General features: G+C 64.8%; 23 protein-coding genes. 14 read left to right on the top strand and 9 right to left on the bottom strand.

Annotated features, from left to right (window positions below; genetic code table 11):
• Nucleotides 1-18 precede the first annotated feature (18 nt).
• On the top strand, nucleotides 19-444 hold the full coding sequence (locus AWB94_RS22500; RefSeq protein ID WP_062654913.1) for a pyridoxamine 5'-phosphate oxidase family protein: 426 nt from the start codon (nucleotides 19-21) through the stop codon (nucleotides 442-444).
• A gap of 106 nt (nucleotides 445-550) precedes the next feature.
• On the opposite strand, the gene AWB94_RS22495 is transcribed toward AWB94_RS22500, so the two are convergent.
• The gene (locus AWB94_RS22495) at nucleotides 551-1,546 is read right to left on the bottom strand and encodes an NAD(P)-dependent alcohol dehydrogenase (RefSeq protein ID WP_234811844.1); all 996 of its coding nucleotides are present in this window, start codon (nucleotides 1,544-1,546) and stop codon (nucleotides 551-553) included.
• A gap of 169 nt (nucleotides 1,547-1,715) precedes the next feature.
• Between AWB94_RS22495 and AWB94_RS22490 the strand changes: the two genes are divergently transcribed.
• Nucleotides 1,716-2,507, top strand: coding sequence for a bestrophin-like domain (locus AWB94_RS22490; protein ID WP_234811842.1), 792 nt, complete (start codon nucleotides 1,716-1,718; stop codon nucleotides 2,505-2,507).
• A 33-nt stretch (nucleotides 2,508-2,540) separates the two neighbouring features.
• Here AWB94_RS22490 and AWB94_RS22485 read toward each other — a convergent pair whose 3' ends face one another.
• Entirely contained in the window at nucleotides 2,541-3,188 is a 648-nt protein-coding gene (locus tag AWB94_RS22485; RefSeq protein ID WP_062654742.1) for a TetR/AcrR family transcriptional regulator, read from the bottom strand.
• Between the two features lie 141 nt (nucleotides 3,189-3,329).
• On the opposite strand from AWB94_RS22485, the gene AWB94_RS22480 reads away from it, so the two are divergent.
• Together AWB94_RS22480 and AWB94_RS22475 are read left to right on the top strand one after the other, a co-directional pair.
• Nucleotides 3,330-4,349 carry an acetyltransferase Pat gene (locus AWB94_RS22480; protein ID WP_062654743.1) on the top strand — a complete coding sequence of 340 codons (1,020 nt, stop codon included), beginning with the start codon at nucleotides 3,330-3,332 and terminating at the stop codon, nucleotides 4,347-4,349.
• Complete coding sequence (locus AWB94_RS22475) at nucleotides 4,349-5,197, top strand: shikimate 5-dehydrogenase (RefSeq protein WP_062654744.1); 849 nt, start codon at nucleotides 4,349-4,351, stop codon at nucleotides 5,195-5,197. The genes AWB94_RS22480 and AWB94_RS22475 overlap by 1 nt, the downstream gene beginning before the upstream one ends.
• On the opposite strand, the gene AWB94_RS22470 is transcribed toward AWB94_RS22475, so the two are convergent.
• Complete coding sequence (locus AWB94_RS22470) at nucleotides 5,134-7,989, bottom strand: AAA family ATPase (RefSeq protein WP_064961220.1); 2,856 nt, start codon at nucleotides 7,987-7,989, stop codon at nucleotides 5,134-5,136. The two genes, AWB94_RS22475 and AWB94_RS22470, sit on opposite strands and share 64 nt — an antisense overlap.
• Nucleotides 7,990-8,482: 493 nt before the next feature.
• Between AWB94_RS22470 and AWB94_RS22465 the strand changes: the two genes are divergently transcribed.
• From AWB94_RS22465 to AWB94_RS22435, 7 genes are all read left to right on the top strand, one after another.
• The gene (locus AWB94_RS22465) at nucleotides 8,483-8,974 is read left to right on the top strand and encodes a hypothetical protein (protein ID WP_131805185.1); all 492 of its coding nucleotides are present in this window, start codon (nucleotides 8,483-8,485) and stop codon (nucleotides 8,972-8,974) included.
• Between the two features lie 315 nt (nucleotides 8,975-9,289).
• Entirely contained in the window at nucleotides 9,290-10,738 is a 1,449-nt protein-coding gene (locus tag AWB94_RS22460; protein WP_234811841.1) for a sugar transferase, read from the top strand.
• A 64-nt stretch (nucleotides 10,739-10,802) separates the two neighbouring features.
• Complete coding sequence (locus AWB94_RS22455; protein WP_062654746.1) at nucleotides 10,803-12,041, top strand: glycosyltransferase family 4 protein; 1,239 nt, start codon at nucleotides 10,803-10,805, stop codon at nucleotides 12,039-12,041.
• A gap of 35 nt (nucleotides 12,042-12,076) precedes the next feature.
• Nucleotides 12,077-13,072 (top strand): NAD-dependent epimerase/dehydratase family protein, encoded by a 996-nt coding sequence (locus AWB94_RS22450; RefSeq protein ID WP_062654747.1) that lies wholly within the window; start codon nucleotides 12,077-12,079, stop codon nucleotides 13,070-13,072.
• Between the two features lie 23 nt (nucleotides 13,073-13,095).
• A complete protein-coding gene (locus tag AWB94_RS22445; protein WP_062654748.1) occupies nucleotides 13,096-13,833 on the top strand; it encodes a class I SAM-dependent methyltransferase in 738 nt (245 codons plus the stop codon).
• A 50-nt stretch (nucleotides 13,834-13,883) separates the two neighbouring features.
• Nucleotides 13,884-14,966, top strand: coding sequence for a methyltransferase domain-containing protein (locus AWB94_RS22440; protein WP_062654749.1), 1,083 nt, complete (start codon nucleotides 13,884-13,886; stop codon nucleotides 14,964-14,966).
• 68 nt (nucleotides 14,967-15,034) lie between these two features.
• Nucleotides 15,035-15,955 (top strand): class I SAM-dependent methyltransferase, encoded by a 921-nt coding sequence (locus tag AWB94_RS22435; protein WP_062654750.1) that lies wholly within the window; start codon nucleotides 15,035-15,037, stop codon nucleotides 15,953-15,955.
• Between the two features lie 16 nt (nucleotides 15,956-15,971).
• On the opposite strand, the gene AWB94_RS22430 is transcribed toward AWB94_RS22435, so the two are convergent.
• From AWB94_RS22430 to AWB94_RS22410, 5 genes are all read right to left on the bottom strand, one after another.
• Nucleotides 15,972-16,631 carry a TylF/MycF/NovP-related O-methyltransferase gene (locus AWB94_RS22430; protein WP_062654751.1) on the bottom strand — a complete coding sequence of 220 codons (660 nt, stop codon included), beginning with the start codon at nucleotides 16,629-16,631 and terminating at the stop codon, nucleotides 15,972-15,974.
• Nucleotides 16,632-16,655: 24 nt separating this feature from the next.
• Nucleotides 16,656-17,663 (bottom strand): glycosyltransferase family 4 protein, encoded by a 1,008-nt coding sequence (locus AWB94_RS22425; protein ID WP_165605259.1) that lies wholly within the window; start codon nucleotides 17,661-17,663, stop codon nucleotides 16,656-16,658.
• Nucleotides 17,664-17,748: 85 nt separating this feature from the next.
• Nucleotides 17,749-18,543, bottom strand: a complete 795-nt coding sequence (locus AWB94_RS22420; protein WP_131805186.1) for an FkbM family methyltransferase — start codon at nucleotides 18,541-18,543, stop codon at nucleotides 17,749-17,751.
• Nucleotides 18,544-18,668: 125 nt separating this feature from the next.
• The gene (locus AWB94_RS22415) at nucleotides 18,669-20,135 is read right to left on the bottom strand and encodes an MATE family efflux transporter (RefSeq protein ID WP_062654754.1); all 1,467 of its coding nucleotides are present in this window, start codon (nucleotides 20,133-20,135) and stop codon (nucleotides 18,669-18,671) included.
• 53 nt (nucleotides 20,136-20,188) lie between these two features.
• On the bottom strand, nucleotides 20,189-21,313 hold the full coding sequence (locus tag AWB94_RS22410; RefSeq protein WP_062654755.1) for a glycosyltransferase: 1,125 nt from the start codon (nucleotides 21,311-21,313) through the stop codon (nucleotides 20,189-20,191).
• A gap of 188 nt (nucleotides 21,314-21,501) precedes the next feature.
• Between AWB94_RS22410 and AWB94_RS22405 the strand changes: the two genes are divergently transcribed.
• From AWB94_RS22405 to AWB94_RS22395, 3 genes are all read left to right on the top strand, one after another.
• Nucleotides 21,502-22,626 carry a hypothetical protein gene (locus tag AWB94_RS22405; RefSeq protein ID WP_062654756.1) on the top strand — a complete coding sequence of 375 codons (1,125 nt, stop codon included), beginning with the start codon at nucleotides 21,502-21,504 and terminating at the stop codon, nucleotides 22,624-22,626.
• Between the two features lie 122 nt (nucleotides 22,627-22,748).
• Entirely contained in the window at nucleotides 22,749-23,726 is a 978-nt protein-coding gene (locus tag AWB94_RS22400) for an NAD-dependent epimerase/dehydratase family protein (protein WP_062654757.1), read from the top strand.
• Between the two features lie 23 nt (nucleotides 23,727-23,749).
• Nucleotides 23,750-24,649, top strand: coding sequence for a class I SAM-dependent methyltransferase (locus AWB94_RS22395; RefSeq protein WP_131805187.1), 900 nt, complete (start codon nucleotides 23,750-23,752; stop codon nucleotides 24,647-24,649).
• Here AWB94_RS22395 and wzy read toward each other — a convergent pair.
• Nucleotides 24,606-26,144, bottom strand: a complete 1,539-nt coding sequence (gene wzy / locus AWB94_RS22390; RefSeq protein ID WP_062654759.1) for an O-antigen polysaccharide polymerase Wzy — start codon at nucleotides 26,142-26,144, stop codon at nucleotides 24,606-24,608. The genes AWB94_RS22395 and wzy overlap by 44 nt on opposite strands.
• Between the last annotated feature and the right edge of the window lie 19 nt (nucleotides 26,145-26,163).

Here is a 26,163-nt window from a genome sequence, read left to right as displayed (position 1 = left end):
GCGATGTTTCCCGCCGGTATGAGTAGACCCTTCGGAGAAGCGCAGCGCGACGAGTTCCTGGCCGCCAAACATGTGGGCGTGCTGTCGGTGGCCACCGCAGACGGCCGACCGCCCGCCAGTGTCCCGATCTGGTACGACTACACGCCTGACGGGCTCATCCGGATCAACACCGGCTCGGCGTCGCGCAAGGCCCGCCTGATCCGGCAAGCCGGTGCGGTGACACTCGTCGTGCAACGGGAGGAACCGCCCTACCAGTACGTGGTCGTCGAGGGCAGTGTCGTGGACACCATCGAACCCGCGCCGCGCGACGTCAAGGAAGCGATCGCCATCCGCTATCTGGGTGAGGATGGCGGACGCGCCTTCGTCGAGGGGATGAAAGACATTCCGAGCGTGCTCTTCCTGGTGCGTCCGGACCGGTGGATCACCGCGGACTACTCCGACTGAGCCGCCGCCGGCCGAGACGGTTCCCCCGGCAGCTGTCTGTACCGGGGGAACCTGGCGCCGAGACCACCCGGGCTGGCCTCGCACGCCTGCGGCTACTAATCCCCGCCTAGCCGCCGTTCGAAACCTGGGGCCCCGCGGCGCCGGGAATCAACAGCAGCTTCCCGGTCATGCGACCCGTACGGCTGAGCCGGTGTGCTTCCTCGGCATCGGTCAGCGGGAAGGTTTGGGCGATGGTGACGTGCAACCAGCCGGCGGTCGCCGCATCGATCAGCGGCGCGAGCCGGGCGTCGGTGGGCCGGCCCAAAATACCCTTGGACTTTCGCGGGGAGAGCACCCTGGCCATCAGGGCGGCGGCGTCATCGCCGGCCACCATGACATGTCGTCCGCCCGGCGCCAACAGCGCCCGACACCGACGGGCGGAGTAGCCGCCCGCGCAGTCGACGACGACACTGAACGGGCCGTGCGTCCGCGCCTGGGCCAGGGCGTCGCCACCGCTGTAGTCGATCACCCGGTCGGCGCCCAGGCCGGCGACGCGGTCGATGTTGGCGCTCGAGCAGACCCCGCACACGAAGGCGTTCTCCCGTTTGGCGATCTGCGTCACCAGCTGGCCCACACCGCCGGAGGCGCCCAGCACCAACACCCGACGCTCGGCCACCGGCACCCGCCGGATCTTGCCGAGGTCGATCACCGACATCCAGGCCGTGACACCCGGTACGGGCAGGGCAGCCGCCACCGTGATATCGACCGAGTCGGGCACGCGGCAGATCTGATCTCGGCGTACCAGCACCGTGTCGGCGTAGGAGCCGCGTTGCCGGCGCGCGAAGTTGGTACCGCCGGCCACCCGATCGCCGACCGCGAGGTCGGTCACCAGGGAACCCACCGCGTCGACCACCCCGGCGAAATCGACTCCCACGATCACCGGCGGTCTCGGTCCCAGCGCACGGGCCGCCCACCGCAACGGGCCGTGGCTGCGCATCTTCCAATCCACCGGATTAACGCCGATGGCCTGCACGCGCACCCGGACATCGCGTCGGCGCGGCACGGGTGTCGGCAACTCGAGCAACTCCAGTGGCGCGCCCGCCGCCCAGGTGCGCTGGGCCATCGCCTTCACGGCCGCCCAGCGTAGCTGTCCGCACCGGAACCCGGGGCGCCCTTGGCGAGAATATCCAGGTGACAACCCAATTCGGCGCGTTGCCGGGCAAACCGCCGCCGGGTGCCACCGCGACCGTTTAGGGTTTTTCAACCGCGTGACCATGACGAGGGGAGGCCCGGTGGCTGCCTGGCTGGTGCAGCACATCCCGGCGGGGCTGCTGCTGATCCTCCTCATCGTGGTTGTCGCGGGCGGTGCGGTGCTGGTGCTCAGGGCGATCCGGCACAGCTACCCGGCGCTGACCCTGGACGAGCACAACGACGTCACCCGGTTCACCTACGGCGTGATCGGATTCGTGTACGCCTTCTTCATCGGCTTCGTCGTCTCGTCGATGTGGGGAGCCATCAACACCGCCGACGGCAACGCGCGGACCGAAGGTGCCGCTGCTGTCCAGATGGCTACGGACGCCACCGTTTTCGCGCCGACGGACCGGTACCGGGTGCGGGCCGCGCTGCTGTCCTACGAGAACGCCGCCATCGCCGAATGGACCGAGGGCAACAACCAGCGATCACCGGCCGCCGATCGGGCGTTGATCGACCTGCGCACCGCCTACGGCCAGGTGCAGGCGGCCACCGGCACCGAAAAGACTTTCCTGGCAACGTCGTTCAGTAACCTCGACAAGATCGGCCAGGCGCGCACGGCGCGCATACTGCAGGCTCGCACCGACGACGGACCGCCATGGCCGCTGTGGGCGGTCATCTTCATCACCAGCGCCATGGTGCTGGGCACCGCCATCGTCTACGGTGTCGAGCGGCCGGCAATGCACTACCCGATGGTGGTCATCGTCGGGGTGCTGGTGGCCACCAACCTGTTCCTGATACTGGAGCTGGCGCATCCGTTCATCGGCGATATCGCCACCACGCCGGACCCGCTGCGCGAAGCGGTCCGGGTGCTGACCGAACCCGTCGGCTGATCCTGCTGGGCCTAGACGGTGCGCCGCCGGCGGTCAGCTGGCCGCCGGTTCCTCCAGTCTCCAGAGGTTGTTGGCCAGCAGCCGCTGCAGCTTGTCCACCACGGCCGCCACTTCGGCATCGGTGCCGACGAACCCGGCGTAGAAACCGATGCCGAACATCAGCACCAGGAGCATTTCCACCAGGATCTCGGGATCGCTGCCGGCGCCGAGTTCGCCCCGCGCCACCGCCTCGCTGACGGCGGTGCTCACGAAGTTGCGCACGTCGTCGCGTGGGGCGTAACTGTCCTGGCTCAGCTCGGGATGGCGATGGGACTCCAGCATCGACGTCACCAGGAATGCCGCCGCCGAGTCGTACTCGCTGTGCGCGAGCATCATGCCGCTCAGGAACGCCGACAACCGGTCCACCAGGCTGGTGTGGGCCGCCGCGGCGGTCATCCCCGATGTGATCAGCGCCGCATTGGTCGCCGTGAGCACCTCTTGGTAGAGGGCCCGCTTGTTCGCAAAGTAATGGTTGATCGCCGGCCGCGTCAGATCGGCGCGCTCGGCGATCGCCTGGAACGTCGCCGCGTCGTAGCCAAGTTCGCTGAAAACCTGTCGTGCCGCACGGATGATTCGCTCCCGAGTCTCCGAACCATTAGCTGCCCGGGGACGACCGCGAGTGCGGCGCAGCGCTTGAGTCATACGCGGAGTTTGCCACAGATATCTGACCAGTGCGTAGAAACGCTGCTTACGAGGCCAACCACACTGGCCACACAGCAAAGTCTGGTGAGCGTCGTCGCCGGTTCGTGGACCTGCTCGGGCCCGAAGTCGTAGCCTCGTGAGGTGGCGAGTGTGACCGGTGCGCGGGCCGATGAACTGGCCGCATTGGATTTCTTCGCCGGGTACTCGGCCGCCGAACTGATGCCATTGGCGGCGCTGCTGCAGCCGCTGACCTCCGGCACCGGTGACGTGCTCATGCGCCAGGGCGAGCATGCGGCCACCTTTCTGCTGATCGGCTCCGGCAGCGCCGAGGTGACCCATGTCGGCGAGGACGGCGACGTGACCGTGGTGCCGCTGCAGCCCGGACTGGTGGTCGGCGAGATCGCGCTGCTGCGCGACATCCCCAGAACCGCGACGGTGACGGCCACCGGACCGCTCACCGGTTGGGTCGGCGGACCCGAAGCGTTCGCCATCATGCTGGACCTGCCGGTGCCGGGCGGGCGCAGCGGCGGGGTCGGGTCGTTGATGGACCGGCTGGTCCGCATCGCCCGGCAGCGGCTGGCGGCCTTCATCACGCCCATCCCCGCCACCATGCGCGACGGCACCGTGCTGTACCTCCGGCCGGTGCTACCGGGAGACAACGAACGCACCATCCACGGGCCGGTCGAATTCTCCAGCGAGACGTTGTACCGCCGGTTCCAGAGCACCCGGGTGCCGACGCCGTCGTTGATGGCCTATCTGTTCGAGGTCGACTACGTCGACCATTTCGTATGGGTGCTGACGGAGGGCCCGGACGGACCGGTGGTGGCCGACGGGCGGTTCGTGCGATTGGGCCAGGATTCGACGACGGCCGAGGTCGCCTTCATCGTCGGCGACGCCTATCAGGGGCGGGGTATCGGCACCTTCCTGATGGATGCGCTGGCGGTGGCGGCCCGCGCCGGCGGGGTCACGGCGTTCACCGCCCGGGTGCTGTCGGAGAACTACCCGATGCGGGCGATCTTGGACCGCGCCGGCGCGCACTGGGAACGCGAAGACCTCAACGTGGTGACTACCGTGGTCGACGTGCCGAATGTGTCGATGAGCCCGCGACGGTACCGCGCCATCTACGAGATGGCCCGGCAGGTGATGCGGGCGGTGGGATGATGACGGACGCAGTGCAGCCCGATGGCGGCCGGAGGCCGCCGTTGAATAAGGACACCCGGTTGTGCATCTCGCTGGCCGCCCGGCCGAGCAATATCGGCACCCGTTTCCACAATTACCTCTACGAGCAGCTTGGTCTGGACTTCATCTACAAGGCCTTCACCACCACCGATATCGCGGCGGCGATCGGTGGCGTGCGTGCGCTCGGCATCCGCGGCTGCTCGGTGTCCATGCCGTTCAAGCGTGATGTGATCGCGTTGGTCGACGAGGTCGAGCCCTCGGCGCAAGGCATCGAATCGGTGAACACCATCGTCAACGACGACGGTCATCTGCGTGCATCGAACACCGATTACCTTGCGGTGCAACAACTGATCCGCAGCAACGGACTGGATCCCGACGACGCCGTCATCATCCGGGGCAGCGGCGGTATGGCCAGTGCCGTTGCCGCCGCGTTTCAGGGCAGCGGTTTCGAATCCGGCGTCATCGTGGCGCGTAACGCCGAGACGGGCCGAGCGTTGGCCGAGCGGCTGGGCTACGAGTACGCCCCCGAGGTGGGTTCGCTGCGCGCGCCGATCCTGGTGAACGTCACTCCGATCGGGATGTCCGGTGGTCTGGAGGAAACGCAGCAGGCGTTCGACGACGAGGCGATCGCGAATGCCCACTTGGTGTTCGACGTGGTGGCGTTGCCGTCGGAAACGCCCCTCATCACCGCGGCGCGCGCGGCGGGCCGCGCGGTCATCACGGGCGCCGAGGTGATCGCACTGCAGGCCGCCGAACAGTTCGAACGCTATACCGGAGTGCGGCCCGCACCGGAGCAGATCTCGGCGGCTTCCGCAATCTCCCGCGCCTGATGGGTTGCGCTGCTGAAGCTTTCGGTCGAATCATCGAGCTGTAGCTGGCTGATCCGCTGGCCCAGCTCGGCCCGGGAATGGATGGCGAGCTTGCGGTAGGCGCGGGCGAGATTGTGTTCGACGGTCTTCGGGCTGATGAACAATGCCGCGGCGACGTCGCGGTTGGTCATACCCGATGCCGCCAGCTCGGCGACGCGTTGCTCGGCGGGGGTGAGCCCGAGATCGCGGGCCCGGGTGACCCGCGTCTTGGCCAGTTCAGCGCGTGCCCGTTCGGCCCACAGCGGTGCGCCCAACTCCTCGAAGGTACGCAGCGCCGCCTGTAGGGTCTCCGAGGTTCCCTCTTTACGACGCTGCCTGCGCAGCAACTGCCCGACGAGTAACTGGGTGCGGGCACGCTCGAAGGGCATCGGCAGCCGGTCGTGCTCGCGCATCGCCTGGTGCGCCATCCGGTCGGCGGCGCCGACATCACCGTGCGCGGCGAGCCACATGCTGCGGCATCGCGCCCCGACGGCGAGCATCCACGGCCGGTCCAGGCGCCGTCCGTTCGATTCCAGCGCCGTGATCAGCGGGTCGGCATCATCGAGCTGGCCCAGCGCCACCATCGCCTCGACGGCGTCCGGCAGGAAGGCCGCCGCGATGATCTCGGTGCAGGCTGTGGCCCCGAACCCGGAGATCAACGGGCCGAGGATGGTCAACGCCTCGGCGTAGTTCCCGCGCGACACCTCCAGGAAACCCAGTGTCGCGGTCACCCGTTCGGTCATCCGGGGCGCGCTGCAATGACGCGTGGCCGCCAGGGCGGCATCGGCTTCGGCCCGCGCCTCGTCGGCGCGACCGGTGTACGCCGCGACGGTGAGCTTGATGAAATGGGCGATGGCAAGCAGTTGGTGACCGCCCAGCTGTTCGGCGCGTTCCATCGCCTCCTCGGCGATCTGCGCGGCGTCGCCGAAACTGCCGTGCCAGATCTCCATCAGCGCACTGTGCAGGGAGACGAACAGCGTCCGGCTCTCGGCGCCCCGTTCTGTACAGCGGCGGCGGATATCGCGCATCTCGCTACGGGCCTCGCCCACCCGTCCGGTCCAGGCCAGCATCAGAGCAGCATTGGTGCTGGCCCGGAAGTGCACCGGAGTGTCGTCGTCGGGCTCCTCGAGTTCAAGGGCGCGCTGCAAGCTGGGCTCGTCCACGCCGTGGCCGCACAAACAGTTCACCGTCACCCACATCGCCAGGGCCTGGCTGGTCAGCGCCGGACAGTCGAGTTCTTCGGCCAGCAGCACCGCCTGTTGCGCCTGTAGCGACGACTCATCGAACTCGCAGGTGTTGGCCAGTGCCAGGGACAGCAGCAGCAGTGTTTGCACCAGCACCGTGTGATCGCCGGCGGCGTCGCACAACGAATTGCGCAGCAGCTCGACCGCTTCGGTGAAGCGCCCTTCGTAGACCTGGATCTCGGCGAGCAGATTGCGGGCCGCCGCGCGTTGTGGCCCGACGGTCAACAGGCCCACCGCCGGCTCGATCAGGGCGCGGGCCCGGGTGTTGTCGCCGGCCTGGAAGTAGTATTCGCCGGCTCTGAGTCGGCGCACCGGCGTCTCACCACCTAGCCGGATCGCGGCCTCGATCAACTCCGCCGCCGCGGTGGAATCGCCGCGGGCGTGGGCGCTGTCGGCGGCCTCGTCGAGCGCACGCAGGGTCACCGGGTCGGAGGTGGTGCAGGCCAGTGCCAGATGTCGGGCCACGAGCTCCGGCCGGTTCTCCACCTTGGCGAGCGCCGCGTGCATCGCCCTGCGGCGCGCCGGATTGGCATCGGTGTAAACACCTTTGGCCAGCAGGGGGTGCGAGAAGCAGACGTGGTTTCCCCGGATCGCGACGATGTTGCGGTTCTCCGGGATCTCCAGAACCTCGACCGCGCGTGCGACCGTGGTGCCGGTCGCCCGGGCCAGCAGGTCCACCGTGGGCTCGTCGGCGCAGGCCGCGGCGAGCAGCATGGTCTGCGTGTCGTCGTCGAGCTGGCCGATGCGTGCCCGGACCGCCGCCGCGAGGGTGGCGGGTAACAGCACGTCATGTTCGGGTGCGGTCCCCGCCACGGTCCGCGCCAACTCGAGTGCGAAATAGGGGTTTCCGCCGGATATCTGCGCGAAGCGCAACATGGTCGGTCGAGGGAAGGACCGGCCGAGTTTGGTGGCGAAGAGTTCGCGCAGGCCACAGAAATCCAACGGCGGCACCACTATCCGCTGGATACCGTCCGGGCGTCCCAACCGCAGCCAGGTAGCCGTGGCCTCGGTCGGGCACGGCGACCGCTCCGTGAGCACCACGCCAACCCGTCCCTTCAGCCGGCGGGCGACGAATGCCACGACCGCCTTGCTGGACGGGTCGAGCCACTGCGCGTCGTCGATCGCGATCAGCACCGGTGCGTCGGCTGTGAGCCCATCGACCAGTGACAGCACCGCGGTGGCGACCACCCGTGGATCGGCGGGGGCGCCGGCCGCCTCGGTGCGTAACAAAATGTGTTCCAGCGCAACGCGTTGCAGGGAAGGGATCTGGTCGAATGCGGCCTGCTCGATATCGCCGAGCAGGTCGGCGGCGCTCGCGTAGGCGAGCACCGATTCGGATTGCCCCGGCTGGGCGCGTAGCACGTGGAAACCGCGACTGCGCGCCTCGTCGATTGCCGACAGCCACAGCGTGGTCTTGCCGATCCCGGCCTCGCCCTCGAGTACGAGGCAGGTCGGCTCGTAGGCGGCTTCTCGTAAGAAGTCGCCAATCGTCTGCCGCTCGGCCGAGCGGGCCGCCGGGCCCTCGGACACCGGACGAGTATGGCAGTCAGCAAATCGGCAGGAAGCGGATTCCGTCAAATTTTTGTCCGAGTCGTAAATTTGCCCTGATGCTTGCAAGCGCAAGTGATTACGGCGCCGTGACCGACAAAAATGCAGTTAGGTTGCACTAAATGCTGCTGATTGTTCCGCAATCGGAACGCTTACCGATGGTGCATCAGGCCGTCTAAGTATTTGCTGTCGACACCATTTCGCGTGGTCAGCAAACCATGGGAGGCACGTGGGAAGTCGCTGTGAGTGCACATGCGTGGCGGATTTCCATGTGCCGGCGCAGGGCCGCTCGCGCGCATCGACCCTTGCGGTGCATGCGGGTGGTGACGCATGCACCCGCCCGGAGGGGATCCGGCCGGCCGGATAGGGGGAAACACCCGATTCGATTCGACGTCGCCTGTGATTAGCGTCGAGCCGACGAGCCATATCGATTTCGGTGGCGCCCCAAATCAATCGGGTGAACGGGAGGATTCGGGTGAGATCCAACGGACTCGGGCGGCATGGGTGGCGCGGCGGAATCCTGGCGGGCTCGCTTGCGATGGCCGCGATTTCGGCGGCGGCGCTCGGTCCTGGTGTCGCGTCGGCGGATGTATACGCCGGCATGACTTATGCCGACGCCAAGTCGCGGATCGCCTCGATGCATCAGAAGGCCGTGATCGCCACTGTGAGCGGTGATCAGGTGGCCACCGATGATTGCATCGTCGTCAGTTCGATGAACTCGATGTTCCTGGATGCCAGCGGTGAGGGCCCGGACAAGGAAGTCCTGGTGAACCTGAACTGTAATGCAGCCATCGCTGCCCCAGGAAAGCCCGGAAACTCCGCGGCGTCGCCGGAGGGTCGCAAGGCGTTGAAGGAACGGCAGGCGGCCCGCAACATCAGCAAGAATCCCGCATGGTGCGACGAAGACCCGAAACGGTTGGAAGCGTGCAAGGAGCTATGCGATCGCACCGGCCTGTGCGAGGTATGAGCGGTACTCCCGACCACGCGCGGAACACACCCGACCTGTCGCGATACGCGACCGGTCGGGTGGTCGCGGTTGTCGACATCGAAAACCCTTATTTCAAGCTGTCTTTGGGGGGTGTGGTGAAAAAGCATAGGGAAACACCTCATTTATCAATTTACCCCCGTGTGAATAGTCTGAGGACGGGCCAGTCGACGTGACGGCCCGCGGCCGCGGTTCGAGTGGCCGATCTCGCCGGCAAGGCCGCAATCGGTGCTGCAGGGGGTTGAACATGGCGGTGGCACAGCACCCAGATACTCACCTACCTATGGGTTCTCGGTCATGACGGGAGTTCTCGAACCGACGTCGGTGCTCGCGCCGAGGGTGTCAGTGCCCAACGTCGAACCGCGTTTGGCCTTCGATCGTGTCCGGGAGGCACTCCACCCGTCGGTGGGTATCGACCTCGTCCGTCGGATGCGATCGTGGATGCTGGTCCCCGCCGTGGATTTCGCCTTGCTGATGGCGCCGCTCGCCTGGCGTCCGCCGCAGCCGCTTGCGATGCTGACGCTCGCCGTGCTCGGCACCGCGCTGCTCAGTGGGGGCGGTCGCTACATCGCTCGGCTGCACCTCAGTGTCCTCGACGAGTTGCCCTGTATCTTGGCGCGGCTGCTCACCGCGGTGGCTGTCGTCGCAGCCATGATCCTCTATCTGCACCAGAAGGATCAGGTCCTGGTCTTCCTCGAAACAGCCTGTCAGGCAGTGCTGCTCGTCATCGCCGGTCGCGTGCTGACCACCAGGCTCATCGCGCTCGGTCGTCGCAGCGGCATCGCGACCCACCGCACCGTCGTGATCGGCGGCGGCCCGCTCACCACCGAACTAGCCCGAATCGTGGCCGACCATCGGCAGTACGGGCTCGAACTGGCCGGCTACGTCGACGACCGCCCGGCCGCGCCGGCCGGGCAGTACCTACCCCACCTCGGCCGGCTCGCCGACTTGGACACCGCGGTGTCAGGAACTGGAGCGGACACGTTGTTGGTGGCCGACGGGGAATTCCAAGAACGTGCCCTCATCGACGCCGTCCGCAGTACGGTGTGCGGGCGTACCCAGGTTCTGGTGGTCCCGCGGCTGTATCACTTTCACACCCTGACCGGTGTGGCCGACCACATCGGCTCGATACCGGTCATGCGAATCGGTAATCCGAACCTGCACGGTCCGGCCCGACTGACCAAGCGGGCATTCGACATCGTCGTCGCCGCGACCGCGCTGATCGTACTGTTACCCATCCTCGTCGCCAGCGCGCTGGCCGTGCGCATCGAGGGTGGACGCGGCGTCATCTTCCGCCAGACCAGGGTCGGACGGGACGGGAAGACGTTCGAGCTCTTCAAGTTCCGGTCGATGCGTCCGGCCAGCGACGTCGAGGCGCAGACACTGTGGAGCGCGGCGCAGGATGATCGTGTCGGGCCCGTCGGCCGATTCCTGCGCCACACCTCGATCGACGAGCTGCCCCAGCTCTGGAACATCCTGCGTGGCGATATGACGCTGGTGGGCCCGAGGCCGGAACGGCCGTACTTCGTCGAGCGGTTCTCGGCCGAGTTCGACCGCTATGCCTGTCGGCACCGGGTGCAGGTCGGGCTCACCGGATTTGCCCAAGTGAGTGGGCTGCGCGGTGACACCTCGATCGCCGATCGGACCCGGCACGACAACTTCTACATCGAGAACTGGTCGCTGTGGCTGGACGTGAAGATCATCCTGCGGACCTTCCGCGAGGTCATGTTCTATCGAGGATCGTGATTCCCTGCATCGCCACCCCATCAACCCGTCGAGCAAGGAATCGCATGCGCGCTAGGAGATCTCGGTGAACATCGTCATCCACGATTTCGCCGGCCATCCCGGTCAGTTGCAGCTGAGCCGGGAGTTGGCCGGTCGCGGGCATACCGTCGCGCATCAGTACTGTGCCTCGGTCACCACCGGCCGCGGTGCCACCTCCGTCCAACCGGGCGATCCCGCCTGTCTGTCGATCGAAGGCATCAGCCTGGGTGGTGAATTCGCTCGGTATGCCGCGGGGCGGCGTGGTGCGCAGGAACTGCGGTACGGCTGGCTCGCCGCCCGCGCCGTCCTGCGTTCGCGGCCCGATGTCGCCGTCTTCGCCAACTTCCCGACCATTCCGTTGTACATCGTCTCACTCGTGCTGAAGGTCGGACGCATCCCGTTCGTCTTCTGGTGGCAGGACATCCACAGCGAGGCGGTCAGCGTGATCGCGCGCCGGCGATTCGGTCGCGCGGGGGCAGTGATCGCCTGGGGTGTAGAACGATTGGAACGCCGTATCGCACACCGTGCCAGCAGGATCGTCCCGATCAGCGATGCCTTCCTGGCGCGGCTCACGGCCTGGCGGGTGGATCCGGCGAAGGTTGAGGTGATAGCGAATTGGGGTGCGCTGAGCGAGGTTCCGCAGCGACCGAGGGTCAACCCGTGGTCGGTACGACATGGCCTCGACGACGTCCAGGTGGTGATGTACGCCGGAACGCTGGGACTCAAGCATGATCCCGCCGTCATCGCCGAGTTACTGCACAGCGTCCCGGATGACTGCCGCGTCGTCGTCGTATCCGAGGGCATCGGCCGGGAGTGGCTGGAAAAACACTGCGGTGGTGACGAGAAGTTGATGTTGATGGACTACCGGCCGTATGCAGAGTTGCCGGACATGTTGGGCAGCGCCGACGTGCTGCTGGGCATTCTGGAGCGCGACGCGAGCCGGTTCTCCGTGCCGTCCAAGATCTTGAACTATCTGTGCGCCGGCCGCCCGGTGCTCGCCGTGTTGCCTGCGGACAACGCGATCGCATCGATGGTGCGTACGGCAGAGGCCGGACTCGTCACGCCTCCTGGGGATTACGCTGCCGCCACCACCGCGCTGAAACAGCTTTTCGCCGATCCGGTCTTGCGCCGCAACCTCGGCCGCAACGGACGGCTGTACGCGCAGCGATCCTTCGACATCGTAAAGATCGGTGACCGTTTCGAGCGGTTACTGCGGTCCGCAATGACACCTGCAGAGCATGCCGGGGCGGCTTCGCGCCAGGCCGGGTGCACGCCCGCTCGCTGACCACACCATCATCCACGACCAGGGAGACAGACGACATGTTCGGCAATCAAACAGTTCTCGTCGCAGGAGCCGGAGGATTCATCGGGGGACACCTGACGAGGGCATTGGCCGCACAAGGTGCGCGGGTCCGTGGGGCGGACATCAAGCCGTTCTCGGAATGGCACCAGATTCCTCCGGAGATCGAACCGGCGCGGCTGGATCTATCGACGCCCGTCGGGTGTTCCCATGCCGTGGACGGCGTGGACACCGTCTTCATGCTGGCCGCCGACATGGGTGGCATGGGTTTCATCGAGACACACAAGGCCGAATGCATGCTGTCCGTGCTGATCAGCACCAACATGCTGCTGGCCGCCCGCGACGCGGGGGTGAAGCGGTACTTCTATTCGAGCTCGGCCTGTGTGTACGCCGCGGACAAACAGACCGCTGCCGACGTACCGGGCCTGAAGGAGAGCGACGCCTACCCGGCAATGCCGGAAGACGGCTACGGGTGGGAGAAGCTGTTCACCGAGCGGATGTGCCGGCACTTCCGCGAGGACTATGCGCTGCAGACCCGGATCGCCAGGTATCACAATGTCTACGGGCCGTTCGGGACATTCGAAGGAGGACGGGAGAAGGCGCCGTCCGCCCTGTGCCGCAAGGTGGCGCAGGCTGCCGTGTCGAGACAACGCGATATCGAGATCTGGGGTGACGGCGAGCAGACCCGAAGCTTCATGTATATCGATGACTGCGTCGAGGGCACACTACGGGTGACGGCGGGCGCAAACCACGAGCCGGTGAACGTGGGCAGCTCGGAGTTGGTCACCATCAACCAGATGGTCGATCTCATCGAAGAGATCGCCGGCATCAAGGTGCGCCGGCACTACAAGCTGGATGCGCCCCTTGGCGTCCGCGGGCGCAACAGCGACAACACCATGATCCGGGCGCACTACGACTGGGAGCCCTCGACGCGGCTCGCCGACGGGCTGGAGCACACCTATCGGTGGATCTACGACCAGCTGACCGCGCGTGCCCTCATGCGGGCCGTCGGCTGAGCCTGGACGAGAAGTGCGTCGCCATGAAAACCGATGAGCTCAATCGTCATTTCTATCCGGAGACGGGTATCGGCGGGTTCACCCATGTCGACGGCACCGTCGCGTTCTACTCCCAGATCGCCGCGGTGCTCAAACCGGACAGTGAGGTCCTTGACTTCGGCGCGGGCCGCGGCGAAGCCCCGCTGCAGGACCGGGTCGATTACCGGCGCAACCTGATGGTGTTCACCGGGCGCTGTGCTCATGTCGAAGGCTGTGACGTCACGGAAGCGGTGTTGCACAATCCGTTCCTCGATCACGCCGAGGTGATCACCCCCGGCGCCCGGCTTCCGTACGAGGACGGCCGCTTCGACGTGGTGGTCGCCAGGGCGGTGTTCGAGCATCTCGACGATGTCGGGTTCGTGGCGGGCGAGTTGTTGCGGGTCACCAAGCCGGGCGGGTTGATCGCCGCGTACACGCCGAACCGTTGGGGTTACGTCGCGGCGGCGGCGCGGCTGGTACCCAACCGATTCCACAGCGCCGCGTTGGCGACTATCCAGCCCGACCGGCTTCCGGAGGACGTGTTCCCGACGCGGTACCGGCTGAACACGCCCCGCGCGCTCCGTGCCGCCTTCGCCGGGGCCGACGTGGCCGTGGTTCGCACCGCGGCCGAGCCGGCATATCACTTCGGCTCGCCGTGGGTCTACCGGTTGATCCGGTTGGCGGACAAGCATCTTCCCCAAATGCTGCAGCCGATGCTCTACGTCTACATCAGGAAGTGCTGAGCATGAGTGCCGACGGTGTACGGACGGACCAGAGGAGTTGGAGGCCAGCAGTGGGGATCTCGGAGATGGTGGTGTGCCCGGTCACCCAGGACCGGCTGGTCGAGGCCGATCGCCACCGGGTGTTCGAGGTACTCGGCGAGTCGGTACACCGGGTGGCGGCGAACCGGCCGTCCGTGCGTGGCACCGAGGTGCCGTCGACGCTGCTGTTGCGCAGCGACGGCTGTGGGGCGTATCCGGTCGTCGACGGCATCCCGATCCTGATGGCACCCGAGATGTTGGTGGGTGCCACCACGACAGCCGAGATCGACACCGGCCTGGATCCGTACCGCGAGGCGTACGAGGAGATGGATTTCTACAACGCGGTGGCCGCCGACGCTCGTGCGGATGTGTCGCGATCGGATGCCTATCAGGTTGTCCGTCCGGTGATGCGAGCCGGCCGCTTTCCCGGCCGCGACTGGCTGGACGCGACCTACGACCTGGCTTCCCAGGCCGAGGCGTACGCGTACATATCCCCGGTCGAGGGATGCAGGACGCTGCAACTCGGCGGGGGTGGGATCCATGCGGTGAAGTTCCTGTTGGCCGGAGCCGCCGAATCCTGGCTGTTGACCCCGATGCTGGGCGAAGCGGTGTTCGCCAGGGCGCTCGCCGAGACCTTCGGAGTGGCCGACAGATTCCGGGCCGCGGTCGGGATCGCCGAAGAAATACCCTTGCGGACCGGCAGCTTCGACCGGGTGTACTCCGGAGGGTGCCTGCATCACACCATCACCGCACGTGCCTTCCCCGAGATCCGTCGCGTGCTCACCGCGGGCGGCAAGTTCGCGGCCATCGAACCCTGGCGGGCACCGGGATATCGCGCCGGCACCAAGGTGTTCGGCAAGCAGGAACGCGGCGTGAACTGCCGGCCGATGGAGGAAACCCGGGTGCAGCCGTTGTTCCGCACCTTCGACAATGCGGCCGTGATCCACCACGGGACGTTCACCCGCTATCCGTTGATCGCGCTGGGAAAGCTGGGGCTGCACCTCGGTCTGCCCACCATGGAGCGGATCACCCGGGTCGATGACCGGCTGGCCTCCAAATCCTCACTGCGCCGGTACGGAAGCAGCATCGCGTTGATGGCCCAATCGACAGACTGAAGGACGATTACATGTGGCGATGCCCAGCGTGCGGCGGGAACGACGGACACCAGACACATCGTCTGGGGGTGCTCGACGCCGCCACGAACTTCGTGCGTCCTTGGGTCGATGCGGCCAGGCATGACGAGCTGGTCGCCTGCATCGGCACACTCTGGGGAACCGACGACGTCCGCCTGATGCGGTGTGACCGCTGTGGGCTGCGCAGCGCGAATCCGTTCGTGGCCGGTGACGCCGGGTTCTACGCGCTGGCCTACGGTCGGCGATCCTTCCACCCCTATCCGGCCTCACGCTGGGAGTATCGGCTCACCCGCGCCGTGATCACCGCGACCAGCGGGTCGGTGCTGGAGATCGGCGCCGGTGACGGTGCCTTTCAACGCAGCGTCATCGCCGAAGGGGTGGACGCCGCCCGCCTGTATGCCACCGAATTCAGCGCAGAAGCCAGAAAGGCGTTGCACGACCTCGGGGTCACGGTGAGCGCCAAGGACTTCCGCGATCAGCCGACCGCCGGCCACGCGGTGGTGTGCGGCCATCAGGTCTTCGAACACCTCGACGGCATCGCCGAATCGTTCGATGCCTTCGACCGCCTCACCGCGCCGGACGGTGTCGTCGTGGTGTCCGTGCCCAACGGTGCGCACGTCGAGCGGACCGAAACCGCGGGCGGGCTGGTCGACATGCCGCCGAACCACATATCGACTTGGGGCAGAACCTCTTTCGATGCGGCGGCCCGCCGTCACGGCTGGAAGTTGATCGCTTATCACGAGGAGCCGGTATCTCGCGCCCGTGCGGCGAAGGAACTGGCCATATCGCGCAGCTTCCAGGCCAGGGCCCGCCACGGGACCTTACCGTCGCTGGCCGAGCGCTGGTCCCCGACGCCGCGGGCCCGTTACATGGCGACGGCGGCGGCCGCCGCGGCGAAACTCCCGCGCGCCTATCTGGCTGCGGCCGAACCACACGGCGGTTCGGTGTGGGTGGCGATGAGGCGCAGGTGAGGTCTTCGCCGGTGATTCATGCCGCGCGGATGACGGCGCCTTTGCCGCCGACGCGTTCGAACGGCAATCCGTGCGCGGAGATGAATTCCTCGTATGCCTGCAGAGAGCCGTCCCATGGCGTGCCGGCTCGGCAATCGTCCAGGACGATTCCCCCTCCTGGAACGAGGCGTGGGTAAACCGCGTTCAGGACGTCGATGGTGGGACGGTACAGGTCGATATCGAGCAACACGGCGCCGATCGGTCCGACCGCACTCCAATCAAATCGTGCGGCATCACCTTTGATCGTCCGGAAGTTGTGATACCCAGCCTTGCGGATGTTCCGCTGGAATATCCTCTCGTCTCCGTAGCGGAAGGCATCATAATCCGATCGGCTCTTCTGCCGCGCCTGTACCTCGTGGTCGATGCTGTCTTCGGTGAACCCATTGAACGTGTCGAACAGGTGAAGTGTCCGATCGTCGTCGGTAGTCGCCAGGTGCTCCAGCAAGAATATCGATGTATCGCCTTGTGCAACACCGATTTCGGCGACCAGCGCACCGGACCCGCGAGTGGTGTCGATGAACCCGAGCATCGCGGCGAGTTGCCCGGGGTTGATCTTGTAGGGGTACTTCGGTGCCATGAGCCTCTGCAACACAGGAGCACGATAGATGGCTGACTTCGCAGATTCCTGAAGCTTCACGGGTTGCTCATCTCGGTTGTCGGTTCATCGATGGGGCGTGACGAGGAGGTCTGTGAGGTCGTCAAGCTGCTTCTCCGAAGTGGTGAGGGCTTGCAGAAACGCCTGCCGTGACTGGTTCGAGGTCGCCGCGGACACCTGAGCACCGACCAGGCCCGGCGCCGTCTCGCGGACGAAGCTCTCGACGCTTTCTGCCAGCCGGCCCGGACTGCCGGCGAGCTGCTCGGCAATGGATCCTTGCCGTAGTGCGAGACAGACAACACCAGCCGCCATCGCTTCGTACAGCACCAGCGGGACCGCTTCGTGTACGTAGCGGGATGGGAAGACGAAATGGGTGATCGATCCGTAAAAGGCAAGTTTCGCCGGTCCCACCACTGGTCCGAGATACTCGAAGAGAGGTCCCAACTCACGCTCAGCACGATCGAGATGTCGTACCGACTCGCGATCCGCTGTGGGGCCGGCGATGAGGAGGCGGACCGGGGCACCGACGCGATGTAGCTCCACCGCCAGGTCGACCACTTCGGCGATCCCTTTGTCCAGTCTCAGATTACTCAGATGACCGAGCACGAGCTCCGCACCGTCGCGCTTCAGCGGTAAGTCCAGTAGCGCTTGATCTACCAGTGCCGCATTACCGACGACGATGACACGTCGAATCTCCGGCATCACCGCCCGGAGATCGTCGGCCATTGTGGCGGACAACGTGATGTGTAGTGCGGAGGGTCCGGCGGCGCTGGTGAGGGCTCGCATCCGCGCCGTGCGCCGGCGGACGTACGAGTAGGAGTGGTGATGCAGGAACACTCGTGCGCCGCTCATCCGAGCGATGGCCGCCGCGGCGGAGCTCAACCACATCCCCCGGCCGACATTGACCGAGATGTATACCGTGTCTGCACCTCGGATCGCGCGCAGTGCCGCGGCGTTGCGACGCAGCTTGGTCATCCGGCGCCGCACTGCATCGGCTGCGCCTTCACTGGTATCGGCGACACGCACGTGAGGGCATCGCCGGCTGAGTGCGCACAGTACGCGTTCCGTGGCCATCGATTGACCGTGCACCGGTGGCGGTACCGGGCCGATGACGGTCAGGGTGCTTCGGTGTCGCGTTCGGCTGCGATGCTGCCGGCGTTCATTCGTGGCGTACATAGACCAGGTTCTCGCCGCACAGCAGCAGTTGAAAGGGTAGGTGACCCATGGTCTTCTGCAGATGGCGGCTGGTGTCCCGTTCCGGGAACTTCCAGTCGTGGGGCTCGATGATGATGACGTGTGCCTTCTCCACCCAGTCGGTTCCCGACGCGAACAGATCGTCTTCGAAACCTTCGATATCGATCTTGACGATGAACAATTCGTGGTCTGGGCGCCCGGAGAGTATCTCATCCACCGTGACGACGGGGACGCCACCATCGGTGGATCGCACAGTCGTGTAGGAAACGCTGGCCTTCTGCGCCGTATCCAACGACACGCGGCCAGGTGTGCCGCCGATCGCAGCAGGCACCACATCGACCGGATAGCCCGCGGTGTTCAGTCGGCAGATCCGGGCATTTTCGGCGTCGGGTTCCACCGCGACGACGTCCGCATCCGGGTACTCGCGGACGAACCACCGCGCCGACGCACCGTTGTTGGCGCCGAGATCCAGAATCAGGGGGTGGCGACCGCGACCGAGAATATCGCTGTAGGCGTGGGCAACTCGTGCATGCTGGGGGAACTGACTGAGGTCGTACTGCAACCAACTGAACACCTGGCTCACCACCGCAGGGTCGGCCGACCGGGGTCGCATCGTCAGAGCGCCGACACCCTTGACCCGCACGGTGAACTCGCGGTTGCTGCGCCGGTGCAGATGGCGGACCTGGTACGGCCATCCGAGCCGACGGATATCCTTGGCGTGCAGGTACACCCTGGTTGCCAATGTCACTTTCGATGTCACGAAAGTGCCTTCCGTCCCGGTGTGCGATGACTAGTCAACGGTACTCGGCGTGCCATGGCGCGGTGGTCTGTTTTCTCGGTTTGCATGCCGCTCGGTTCGAGAAAGTCCCAGGGCGTCGGGATGATTCACTTATGGGCGAGTAGCGCACGGACGGTGCTCCGTGGAAGCAGCCCACACCAGGCCGTGCCGACCGCCAGCACTGCCCATAGCACGGCGAATCCGGTGAGGCTCGTCGCGCCGCCGCCTTGTGCGGCCGCGCCGATCGCCAGCGATCCGCCCAGCAGGATGCACGCCAGCACCAGCGTGCGCACCGGCACCGAGGAGCCGGGGATAGAACGGGCCACCAGTGCCGGATAGGCAATGTTGCCGATGAGTCGCAAGAGAATCACGGCGATGAGCGACGCCCTCAGATCGTGGGTGAGGCTGTATCCGATGATCCCGGCGATGATCCCGCCGATACTGCTGATCAACCCGATGACAACCTTGGGGCCGATCCGCATTGTCACGTCCAACACCTGCCCATCCATCCTGATCAGGGCTTGCTGCATCCCACACACAGCCAGAAGCGCATTGACGGTGGTGCCGAGGTACTGGTCCGCGCCGGCCCACACCGTGACGAACACGCCGTTGAAGGCCAGGACCGCGGCACTGCCCAAAACGGTGACACCGATGACCAGATGCCTTGCCGAACGGGCGCGTTCGGCCGCGGCGGCGAACTCCGAGGCGCCGAGTAACGAGCCGAGTATCGGCGTGAACCCGCTGGCTGTCACCAGTGCAAGAGCCAGCACGAACTGTGTCACATACGTTGTGAAGGTGTACTGCGCGACCGTCACGGCGCCGACAGCGACACTGATGACGATCAGTTCCGAGGCAAGCAGCAGCTTGTCCACCACGACACTGCCGAGCGTCCATGCGCTGTAACCGAACACCCGCCGAAGATCCGATGCCGTCGGACGCGACACACCCCACCAGGTGACACTGCGTTTCGCTACCAGCAGTGTCAGCGCAGCATTCGCCACTCCGGCCAACAACACGATCACCGCCAGCGACCACAGCGGCCAGTCCGAGACCGCGGCTGCGAGCAGGGCGCCGTTGCTGATGACGAAGACGAACGTCGTGACGAGCATGGACTTGTAGCCTTGGTTGATGCCCGCGAGCACCGCGTCGGGTATGGAGAGGAATCCGGCCAACACGGTGTTGAGCGCCAAGAGGGCCGCGGCCCAGTAGACCATCGTCATGACATGTGACGGAATGCCCTTGATCAGGAAGGGCAGCGCCGCGGTGACTCCGATGGAAACGGTCACGGTGGCCGCCAGCCAGCGCAACCAGACTGTGATTGCAGCTCCGATATCGCGACGCCGCTCTTCATCACCGAGGGCGGCGCGGCTCGCCACAATCCATTTGAGTGCTTGGGACGCACGCCCATCGGCGACTGTCGCGAAGTCCAGATAGCGTTGGAGCGACTTCCAGATACCGAACATGACCGGACCGAGGGCTCCGAGCAGCAGCGGATTGACCACCAATCCGACAACCGCGAGAACGACGAAGTTGAGATAGAACACCACCACGTTGCGGCGGGTGTCGGAATCCACTTCTGCGACAGGGGCCTGCCTGCCAGCGGGAATCGGCCGCGGGCCCGACGCCTTCATCTGGCGCGCGCCGCCTGGGTCGGCACCGGCGGCGCCCTGCGGCCCTGCGACGACTGGCCGACGACCTCGGAGAATGCGGCCAGATAGTCGGCCACGACGCGTTCGGGTGTCATGGTTGCCAGCACGTCGCGAGCATGCGAGTAGATGTCAGATCCTGCACCCGGTACGTGCTTCCAGGCGTCGGCGATGACGGCGGCCGACACCTCGGGCGCCGAGTCGAGCCGGACATAGAACGGGTAATCGTCACCGAGTAGCGCACGGTGCTCGGGTATATCGGAGACCACAGCCGGCAGGCCTGATGCGGCGGCCTCCATGACGACGTTGGGCATACCTTCATAACGGCTCAAGGACATGAAGATTCTTGCGCTCGACATCAATGCCGGTATGTCGTGGCGAAATCCGAGAAGTTCCACCCGGGTCGACATCGGTAGACGGTCAACGGTGTGCGTCACGTCGTCGCTCAGGGATCCCTTCCCGCAGATGAGTAGTTGCGCCTGTTCGTTCGTATCCGCGAACCGGGCGAACGCGGTGATCATCGCCGCGACGTTCTTCTCGGGCTCCAGGCGTCCGACGAACAGGCACGCATTGGATCGTGTCCTATCGGTGAGAGGTGCGCCGCCGATGGCGCCGTCGATCACCATATTGGGGATCATCCGCACCGTACAGCGAGGTGACAGGTCCTGCCAATAGCGCTGGCCTTTGGTGGAATTCGCGACGATCATCACCGGAGCACGCCGACCGATTCCGTTGCGTAACTTGAAGACCGCGGAGCCCGGATAGACGGAGCCGCGTTCGGTCATGACCCAGGGCACTCGGACGATCCGTGTCGCCGCGAACGACCAGATGTCGGCCGGGTGCAGCCACGAGATCACCAGGTCCGGACGGACGCGGTGCAGGGTACGCACCGCGAACGCCAGAGCCGCCGGCGATCCGAAGTTGCGCACATGTGTCCGATGGACCGCCAATCGTGAGGTGTCGAGGCTGTCGTCGAACGTGCCCGGACCGAGCAAGATGAGGTGTGGTTCGACTTCCTGGATGTGTTGTAGTGCGTTGAGCAAGGCGATGCACTGGCGTTGTGCACCACCGCCATCCAGGCTCGCAATGAAGAAACAGACGCGCATCGGGTCGTGCCCCTCGAATAAGTGATCCAGTAATCGAAGGTACCGTCTCGGGTGCCCCGTTTGGTGCCGATTCGCACTCGAATTCTCGTTGGCGCTGAAAGTGATATCCCTCCGCGGGAGCTGCCGCGGCGATACGCTCGAACCAGCTTGTCCAGTACCGGACGATCTTGTCTTGTGGAGCGTTGGCCATGGGTAAAAGAACGATATCCGTCTTCTATGACGGTTCGTTCTATACCTTCAAGTGGCTGAAGGTCTTGCTGTGGGCGAAGGACGAGTTCCGCAGGCACGGGGTAGCCGTCGATTTCGTCAGTCCCGCACAGTATCTACCATTCGAGTTCGGTCGTGACTCGCTATCCGGAGTGTTGGCCAGGAAGCATTTCGACACCCTGTTCGTGGCACACCACCACAGCCATTTCCGGGGACTGGGAACGCTCCAGCCGGCCGAGCTCGTCACCGTTCTCGAGGCGCTCAAGGCCAGGTCCAACATGGTGGTGTGGCTCGACACCGCGGACAGCACCGGGACGTGTCAGTTCGAAGTCCTGCCGATTGTGGACTTGTACTTCAAGAAGCAGGTTCTCAAGGAGCAAAGCCGCTACTTCAGCCCGATCTGGGCCGGCCGCACGTTCTGCGAGTACTACCACTCGCGGTATGGCGTGCCGGATCCTCAGTTATCCGGTCTCGAATATCGAACACTGGATGCCGCACATGCGCACAAGATCAAGGTGGCGTGGAATGTCGGTGCGGGAGACATCTTCGGCCGCAACAAGTGCCTCTCCTACTTGCGCCCCCGGGTGTACGGACTGCCGACGTTCGTGCCGCCACGCGGTAGCCGGTCGATCGGTGCCCACTTTCGTGGAAGTGCATGGTCGACCGCGGCGGGGTGGCAGCGCGCGAAGACGCGGGAGTTGTTGCTGCGGCGTGGCGACGTATCGCATCCGGACGTCGGCTCCAAGGTCTCTCACGCCGAGTACATCGCCGAGATCCGAAACTCGCGGACTGTGATCAGCCCGTTCGGCTGGGGCGAAATATGCACGCGTGATTTCGAGGCGATCGCCTACGGTGCCACCTTGCTGAAGCCGAGTGTCGAGCACATGGATACTTTCCCGCGCTGGTATCGGGCATGGGACACCTATGTGCCGATCGACTGGGACTTCGAGGATTTCGATGATGTGCTCGACGGCATTCGTCGCCGTCCCGACGAGTACCTCCGCATCGCGGAGAACGCTCAGACGATGTATGGGAACTTCTTTCTCGGCACGGAAGGTAAGCGAGATCTGGTGACTCACGTGCTGACCAACTTGGGTTGGCTCTGAAGGGAAAACGGTGCGGCATCGGTGTTGCGCGGCTAAACTTACACATCAGTCAATTCGCCGGTCGTGCCGTCCTGCGGGGTGTCGATTCGGGGGGTTGGGAGAACAGTCAAAGGAGTCGGGGGATGCACACATTGGTCACCGGCGCAGCGGGATTCATCGGTTCGCATCTGACAAGGCGCCTGCGCAGCAGCGGCCACGATGTCATCGGCATCGATTCCTTCACCGACTACTACGACGTCGCGCTCAAGCATGACAATGCCGATGCTGAAGTCGATTTCGGCGTCGAGTTCATCGAAGGCGACCTCAACATCCTTGACCTGCGGGAGATTCTCGACGGAGTCGAGGTGGTTTTCCATCTGGCCGGCCAACCCGGTGTCAGGGCGTCCTGGGGCGAGGAGTTCACGGCGTACACCTACGGCAACATCGCAGCGACACAGCGATTGTTGGAGGCGAGTAAGGGTAATGGCACCCTGCGTCGGTTGGTGTACGCATCATCGTCTTCGGTCTATGGAAATGCCGAACGTTACCCGACCAACGAACTCGACCGACCGATGCCGATCAGCCCGTACGGAGTGACTAAGCTCGCTGCCGAGCACTTGTGCTGTCTTTACGCGTCGAGCTTTGGTGTTCCCACGGTCTCGCTGCGCTACTTCACGGTGTACGGACCTGGTCAGCGACCCGATATGGCGTTCACGCGGTTCGCGACCGCAGCGGTGAAAGGCTTGCCGATCACGCTATTCGGATCGGGTGAACAAGTCCGCGACTTCACTTACGTGGATGATGTCGTCGAGGCCAATGTGCTTGCCGCGAACGGATGCTGCGAGCCCGGTGCGGTCCTGAACGTCGCAGGCGGAAGCCATACATCGGTCAATGACGTGATCCGCATCTTCGAGGAACACGTCGGAGAGCCCTTGGAAGTGAACCGCGAAAATGCCGTGGCCGGCGACGTACACGAAACCGGCGGCGACACCGCCGCTATCCGCGCTGAGCTCGGGTGGCATCCCCGGGTTGGCCTGCGGGAAGGCATAGCCCGGCAGCTGGATTGGGTTGCGGGCCGTGTCCTTAGCTCGAAAGCTGAAAAGCTGGCGATCCGTTCGTAGCTTGTGAGCAGAAGTGGATAATCATGGGTATTGGGTATCTCGGCGCCAGGATGATGTGGGACGCACGTCAGCGCGACGTCAGTTTCGACAACGTACTGACCCTCGGTCACCAGTCACTGCACCTGTTCCCAGCCGAGGCGAGGTACTTCCGGAGCTCCTATCGGAACGTGTTCGGCACGGCGGCACCGGAGACAGCGGATCATCATTGGGATGACTACGTCGATGACTTCCTCCGCGGGTATCTAGGCGCCCAATTGGTCACGGTGTTGGATGCATCGGCATACGAAGGCGCGGAGACAATCCACGACATGAACTACCCCGTGCCGCGGGACTGGCACAACAGATACGACGTGATCATCGACGGGGGATCGCTCGAGCACATCTTCAACGTTCCCGTCGCCTTCTCGAACCTCGCGAAGATGCTCAAGGTTGACGGAACCATCTTCATCAATACGCCGGCCAACAACATGATGGGCCACGGCTTCTATCAGTTCAGTCCAGAGCTGATGTTCCGGATCTTTGCCGAGGAGAACGGTTTCGCGTTGCGGAACGTGCTTCTCTACGAGGCGCGTTATCCGGGCGTGGAGTTGACCAAGAAGGACACGGTCTACAAGGTCGTTGACCCCGAAGATGTGCGGCAGCGAGTGGGACTGCTCAATAGCAAGCCGGTGATCATGATGGTAGAAGCGCGAAAGGTCCGGGATGCAACGATGTTCGGCACACCACCGCTGCAGAGTGACTACGTGGCCACCTGGAATGCTGACAGCACAAGAAGCGCACAGCCGTCGTGGCGGCACAGGGTCAGGAAGACATTCCGGTCACTACCGATGGGCGTGCGCGGCCCGATCCAGGGTATCCGGCAGAAGCGAGCGTTCTCGCTCAAGAACGAGACGTGCTACACGCGGGAACGCTGGATACCGTGACGGTGGGACGCGTGGCCGGGTGCAGTTTGTCGAAGCGGTGAGTGAGTGAACCGACGACCACGCTGAAGGTGAATGCCCATGCCAATGTCCGAAGCGGAACCTCGATGGCGTAGCGGGGGAGTTCGGCGAGCAATGCCATCGTCAGTAAGTACATGACGACCCGGTGTGGATCGCCGGGATCGCGGGCAACACTGTTGCGCATCATCTTTGCGAACCAGCCGACGACGAAGAGTATCAGCAGCACGCCGGCGACGCCGAAGTCGATGTAGGAATCCGAGATGATGTTGGTGCCCGGCTCGTAGTCGGCTGTCGTCGGCAGGATGAGGTCGCCGAGCATGGTTGCCGAGCTGGTGTATTCCGGATCCAGGTAGGGCAGGTAGAAGCCACCGCTGAACGGGACGATCGTGAGAATCTGCATGAGCTTCAGCACGCCGTGGGTGTAGTTCTGCAGGTCTGGAAACACCTCGACGGTGGCTCTCAGCCCGATCGTCGTCACGTTGAAACTGCTCTCGCCCGCCGTCTGCTTCGCATAGGGAGAGTTGAAGACCAACTCCCAGATGTTCCCCGATCGATACCAATCGGGCGTCAAACGAAGCACTTCCATGCTTCGGAAGATGAACAGCCACATTGCCAGGGCGGCGGCGAGCAGAACGCGCGAAGCGCGGCGTACGAAGGTGAAGTAGCCGCCGGCAAGGACCAGTGCGAAGAGCATGAACGCCCCACGGTCCCCGAAGATCAGCAGACGCATGGTCCAAGCGAAAGCGACGAACAGTCCGAAGGTGAGTGAAAGCGGGGTGCGGATATGTCGTGACCGGGCGTATACCCAGAGCGCCGCGACGATCATGCAGAACATCATGATGGCTATCGCAATGCCTTCGACACCGACACCTTCGCTCGTGGTTCCGGTGTAACGGCCCTCGCCGGCAGACCGCCAGTCGGCCAGCAAATACACCGCCACGAGTCCCGACAGCAGTGCGCTTGAGCTCGTGGTCATTCCGCGGAAGTACGGGTCGTTGGTCCGGTCGACGGGGGCCCGGGTGGTGTCCGCGCGTGTCGTCGAGCTGGTTGGTCGAATCACGCGGTAGCCGAAGGTAAATGCCAGCATGCCGATTGTCGATAGGGTGATCGCCTTGTTCGATCCGTCGGCAAAGGTGTTGGCGATGTACACGCTGCGGCCCAAGTTCCCGGCACCGAACACGGCCAGTTGGTATTGGTAGTAGAAGATCAAGTAGCTGAAACCGAGGAACAGCACCTCGATGGTGATATGGCTCGGCAGCCAGGGCAGTATTCGGTCCGGAATCAACAACGCACGCAGGAAGATCAGATAGAAGGCGACGAGGTTGACGATCAGCACCCACGTGCTGGCTCCGTCGGGCACGAGGTAGAACAGCACGACGAATCCGGCCAGTGCGACGATCTCCAGGCTCCGGAACAGCCAATCGAGCGCCGGCCGCGGTGCGGGATCCTGCGCCTGGCCGGCATCACCGCCGATCATGCTGTGTGGTAACGAGAGT

The sequence above is a fragment of the Mycolicibacterium canariasense genome, assembly GCF_002101555.1.
Lineage (GTDB): Bacteria > Actinomycetota > Actinomycetes > Mycobacteriales > Mycobacteriaceae > Mycobacterium > Mycobacterium canariasense.
The sequence above is the reverse complement of the archived record's forward strand: the minus strand, read 5'-3'. Positions and strand labels throughout refer to the sequence as shown.

Excerpts from the sequence above, each read along its gene's own strand:
- AWB94_RS22500 (WP_062654913.1), top strand. The coding sequence starts at position 19 with ATGAGTAGACCCTTCGGAGAAGCGCAGCGCGACGAGTTCCTGGCCGCC.
- AWB94_RS22495 (WP_234811844.1), bottom strand. The coding sequence starts at position 1,546 with ATGGCCCAGCGCACCTGGGCGGCGGGCGCGCCACTGGAGTTGCTCGAG.
- AWB94_RS22485 (WP_062654742.1), bottom strand. The coding sequence starts at position 3,188 with ATGACTCAAGCGCTGCGCCGCACTCGCGGTCGTCCCCGGGCAGCTAAT.
- AWB94_RS22475 (WP_062654744.1), top strand. The coding sequence starts at position 4,349 with ATGACGGACGCAGTGCAGCCCGATGGCGGCCGGAGGCCGCCGTTGAAT.
- AWB94_RS22460 (WP_234811841.1), top strand. The coding sequence starts at position 9,290 with ATGACGGGAGTTCTCGAACCGACGTCGGTGCTCGCGCCGAGGGTGTCA.
- AWB94_RS22450 (WP_062654747.1), top strand. The coding sequence starts at position 12,077 with ATGTTCGGCAATCAAACAGTTCTCGTCGCAGGAGCCGGAGGATTCATC.
- AWB94_RS22445 (WP_062654748.1), top strand. The coding sequence starts at position 13,096 with ATGAAAACCGATGAGCTCAATCGTCATTTCTATCCGGAGACGGGTATC.
- AWB94_RS22425 (WP_165605259.1), bottom strand. The coding sequence starts at position 17,663 with ATGGCCACGGAACGCGTACTGTGCGCACTCAGCCGGCGATGCCCTCAC.
- AWB94_RS22410 (WP_062654755.1), bottom strand. The coding sequence starts at position 21,313 with ATGCGCGTCTGTTTCTTCATTGCGAGCCTGGATGGCGGTGGTGCACAA.
- AWB94_RS22405 (WP_062654756.1), top strand. The coding sequence starts at position 21,502 with ATGGGTAAAAGAACGATATCCGTCTTCTATGACGGTTCGTTCTATACC.
- AWB94_RS22400 (WP_062654757.1), top strand. The coding sequence starts at position 22,749 with ATGCACACATTGGTCACCGGCGCAGCGGGATTCATCGGTTCGCATCTG.
- AWB94_RS22395 (WP_131805187.1), top strand. The coding sequence starts at position 23,750 with ATGGGTATTGGGTATCTCGGCGCCAGGATGATGTGGGACGCACGTCAG.
- wzy (WP_062654759.1), bottom strand. The coding sequence starts at position 26,144 with ATGATCGGCGGTGATGCCGGCCAGGCGCAGGATCCCGCACCGCGGCCG.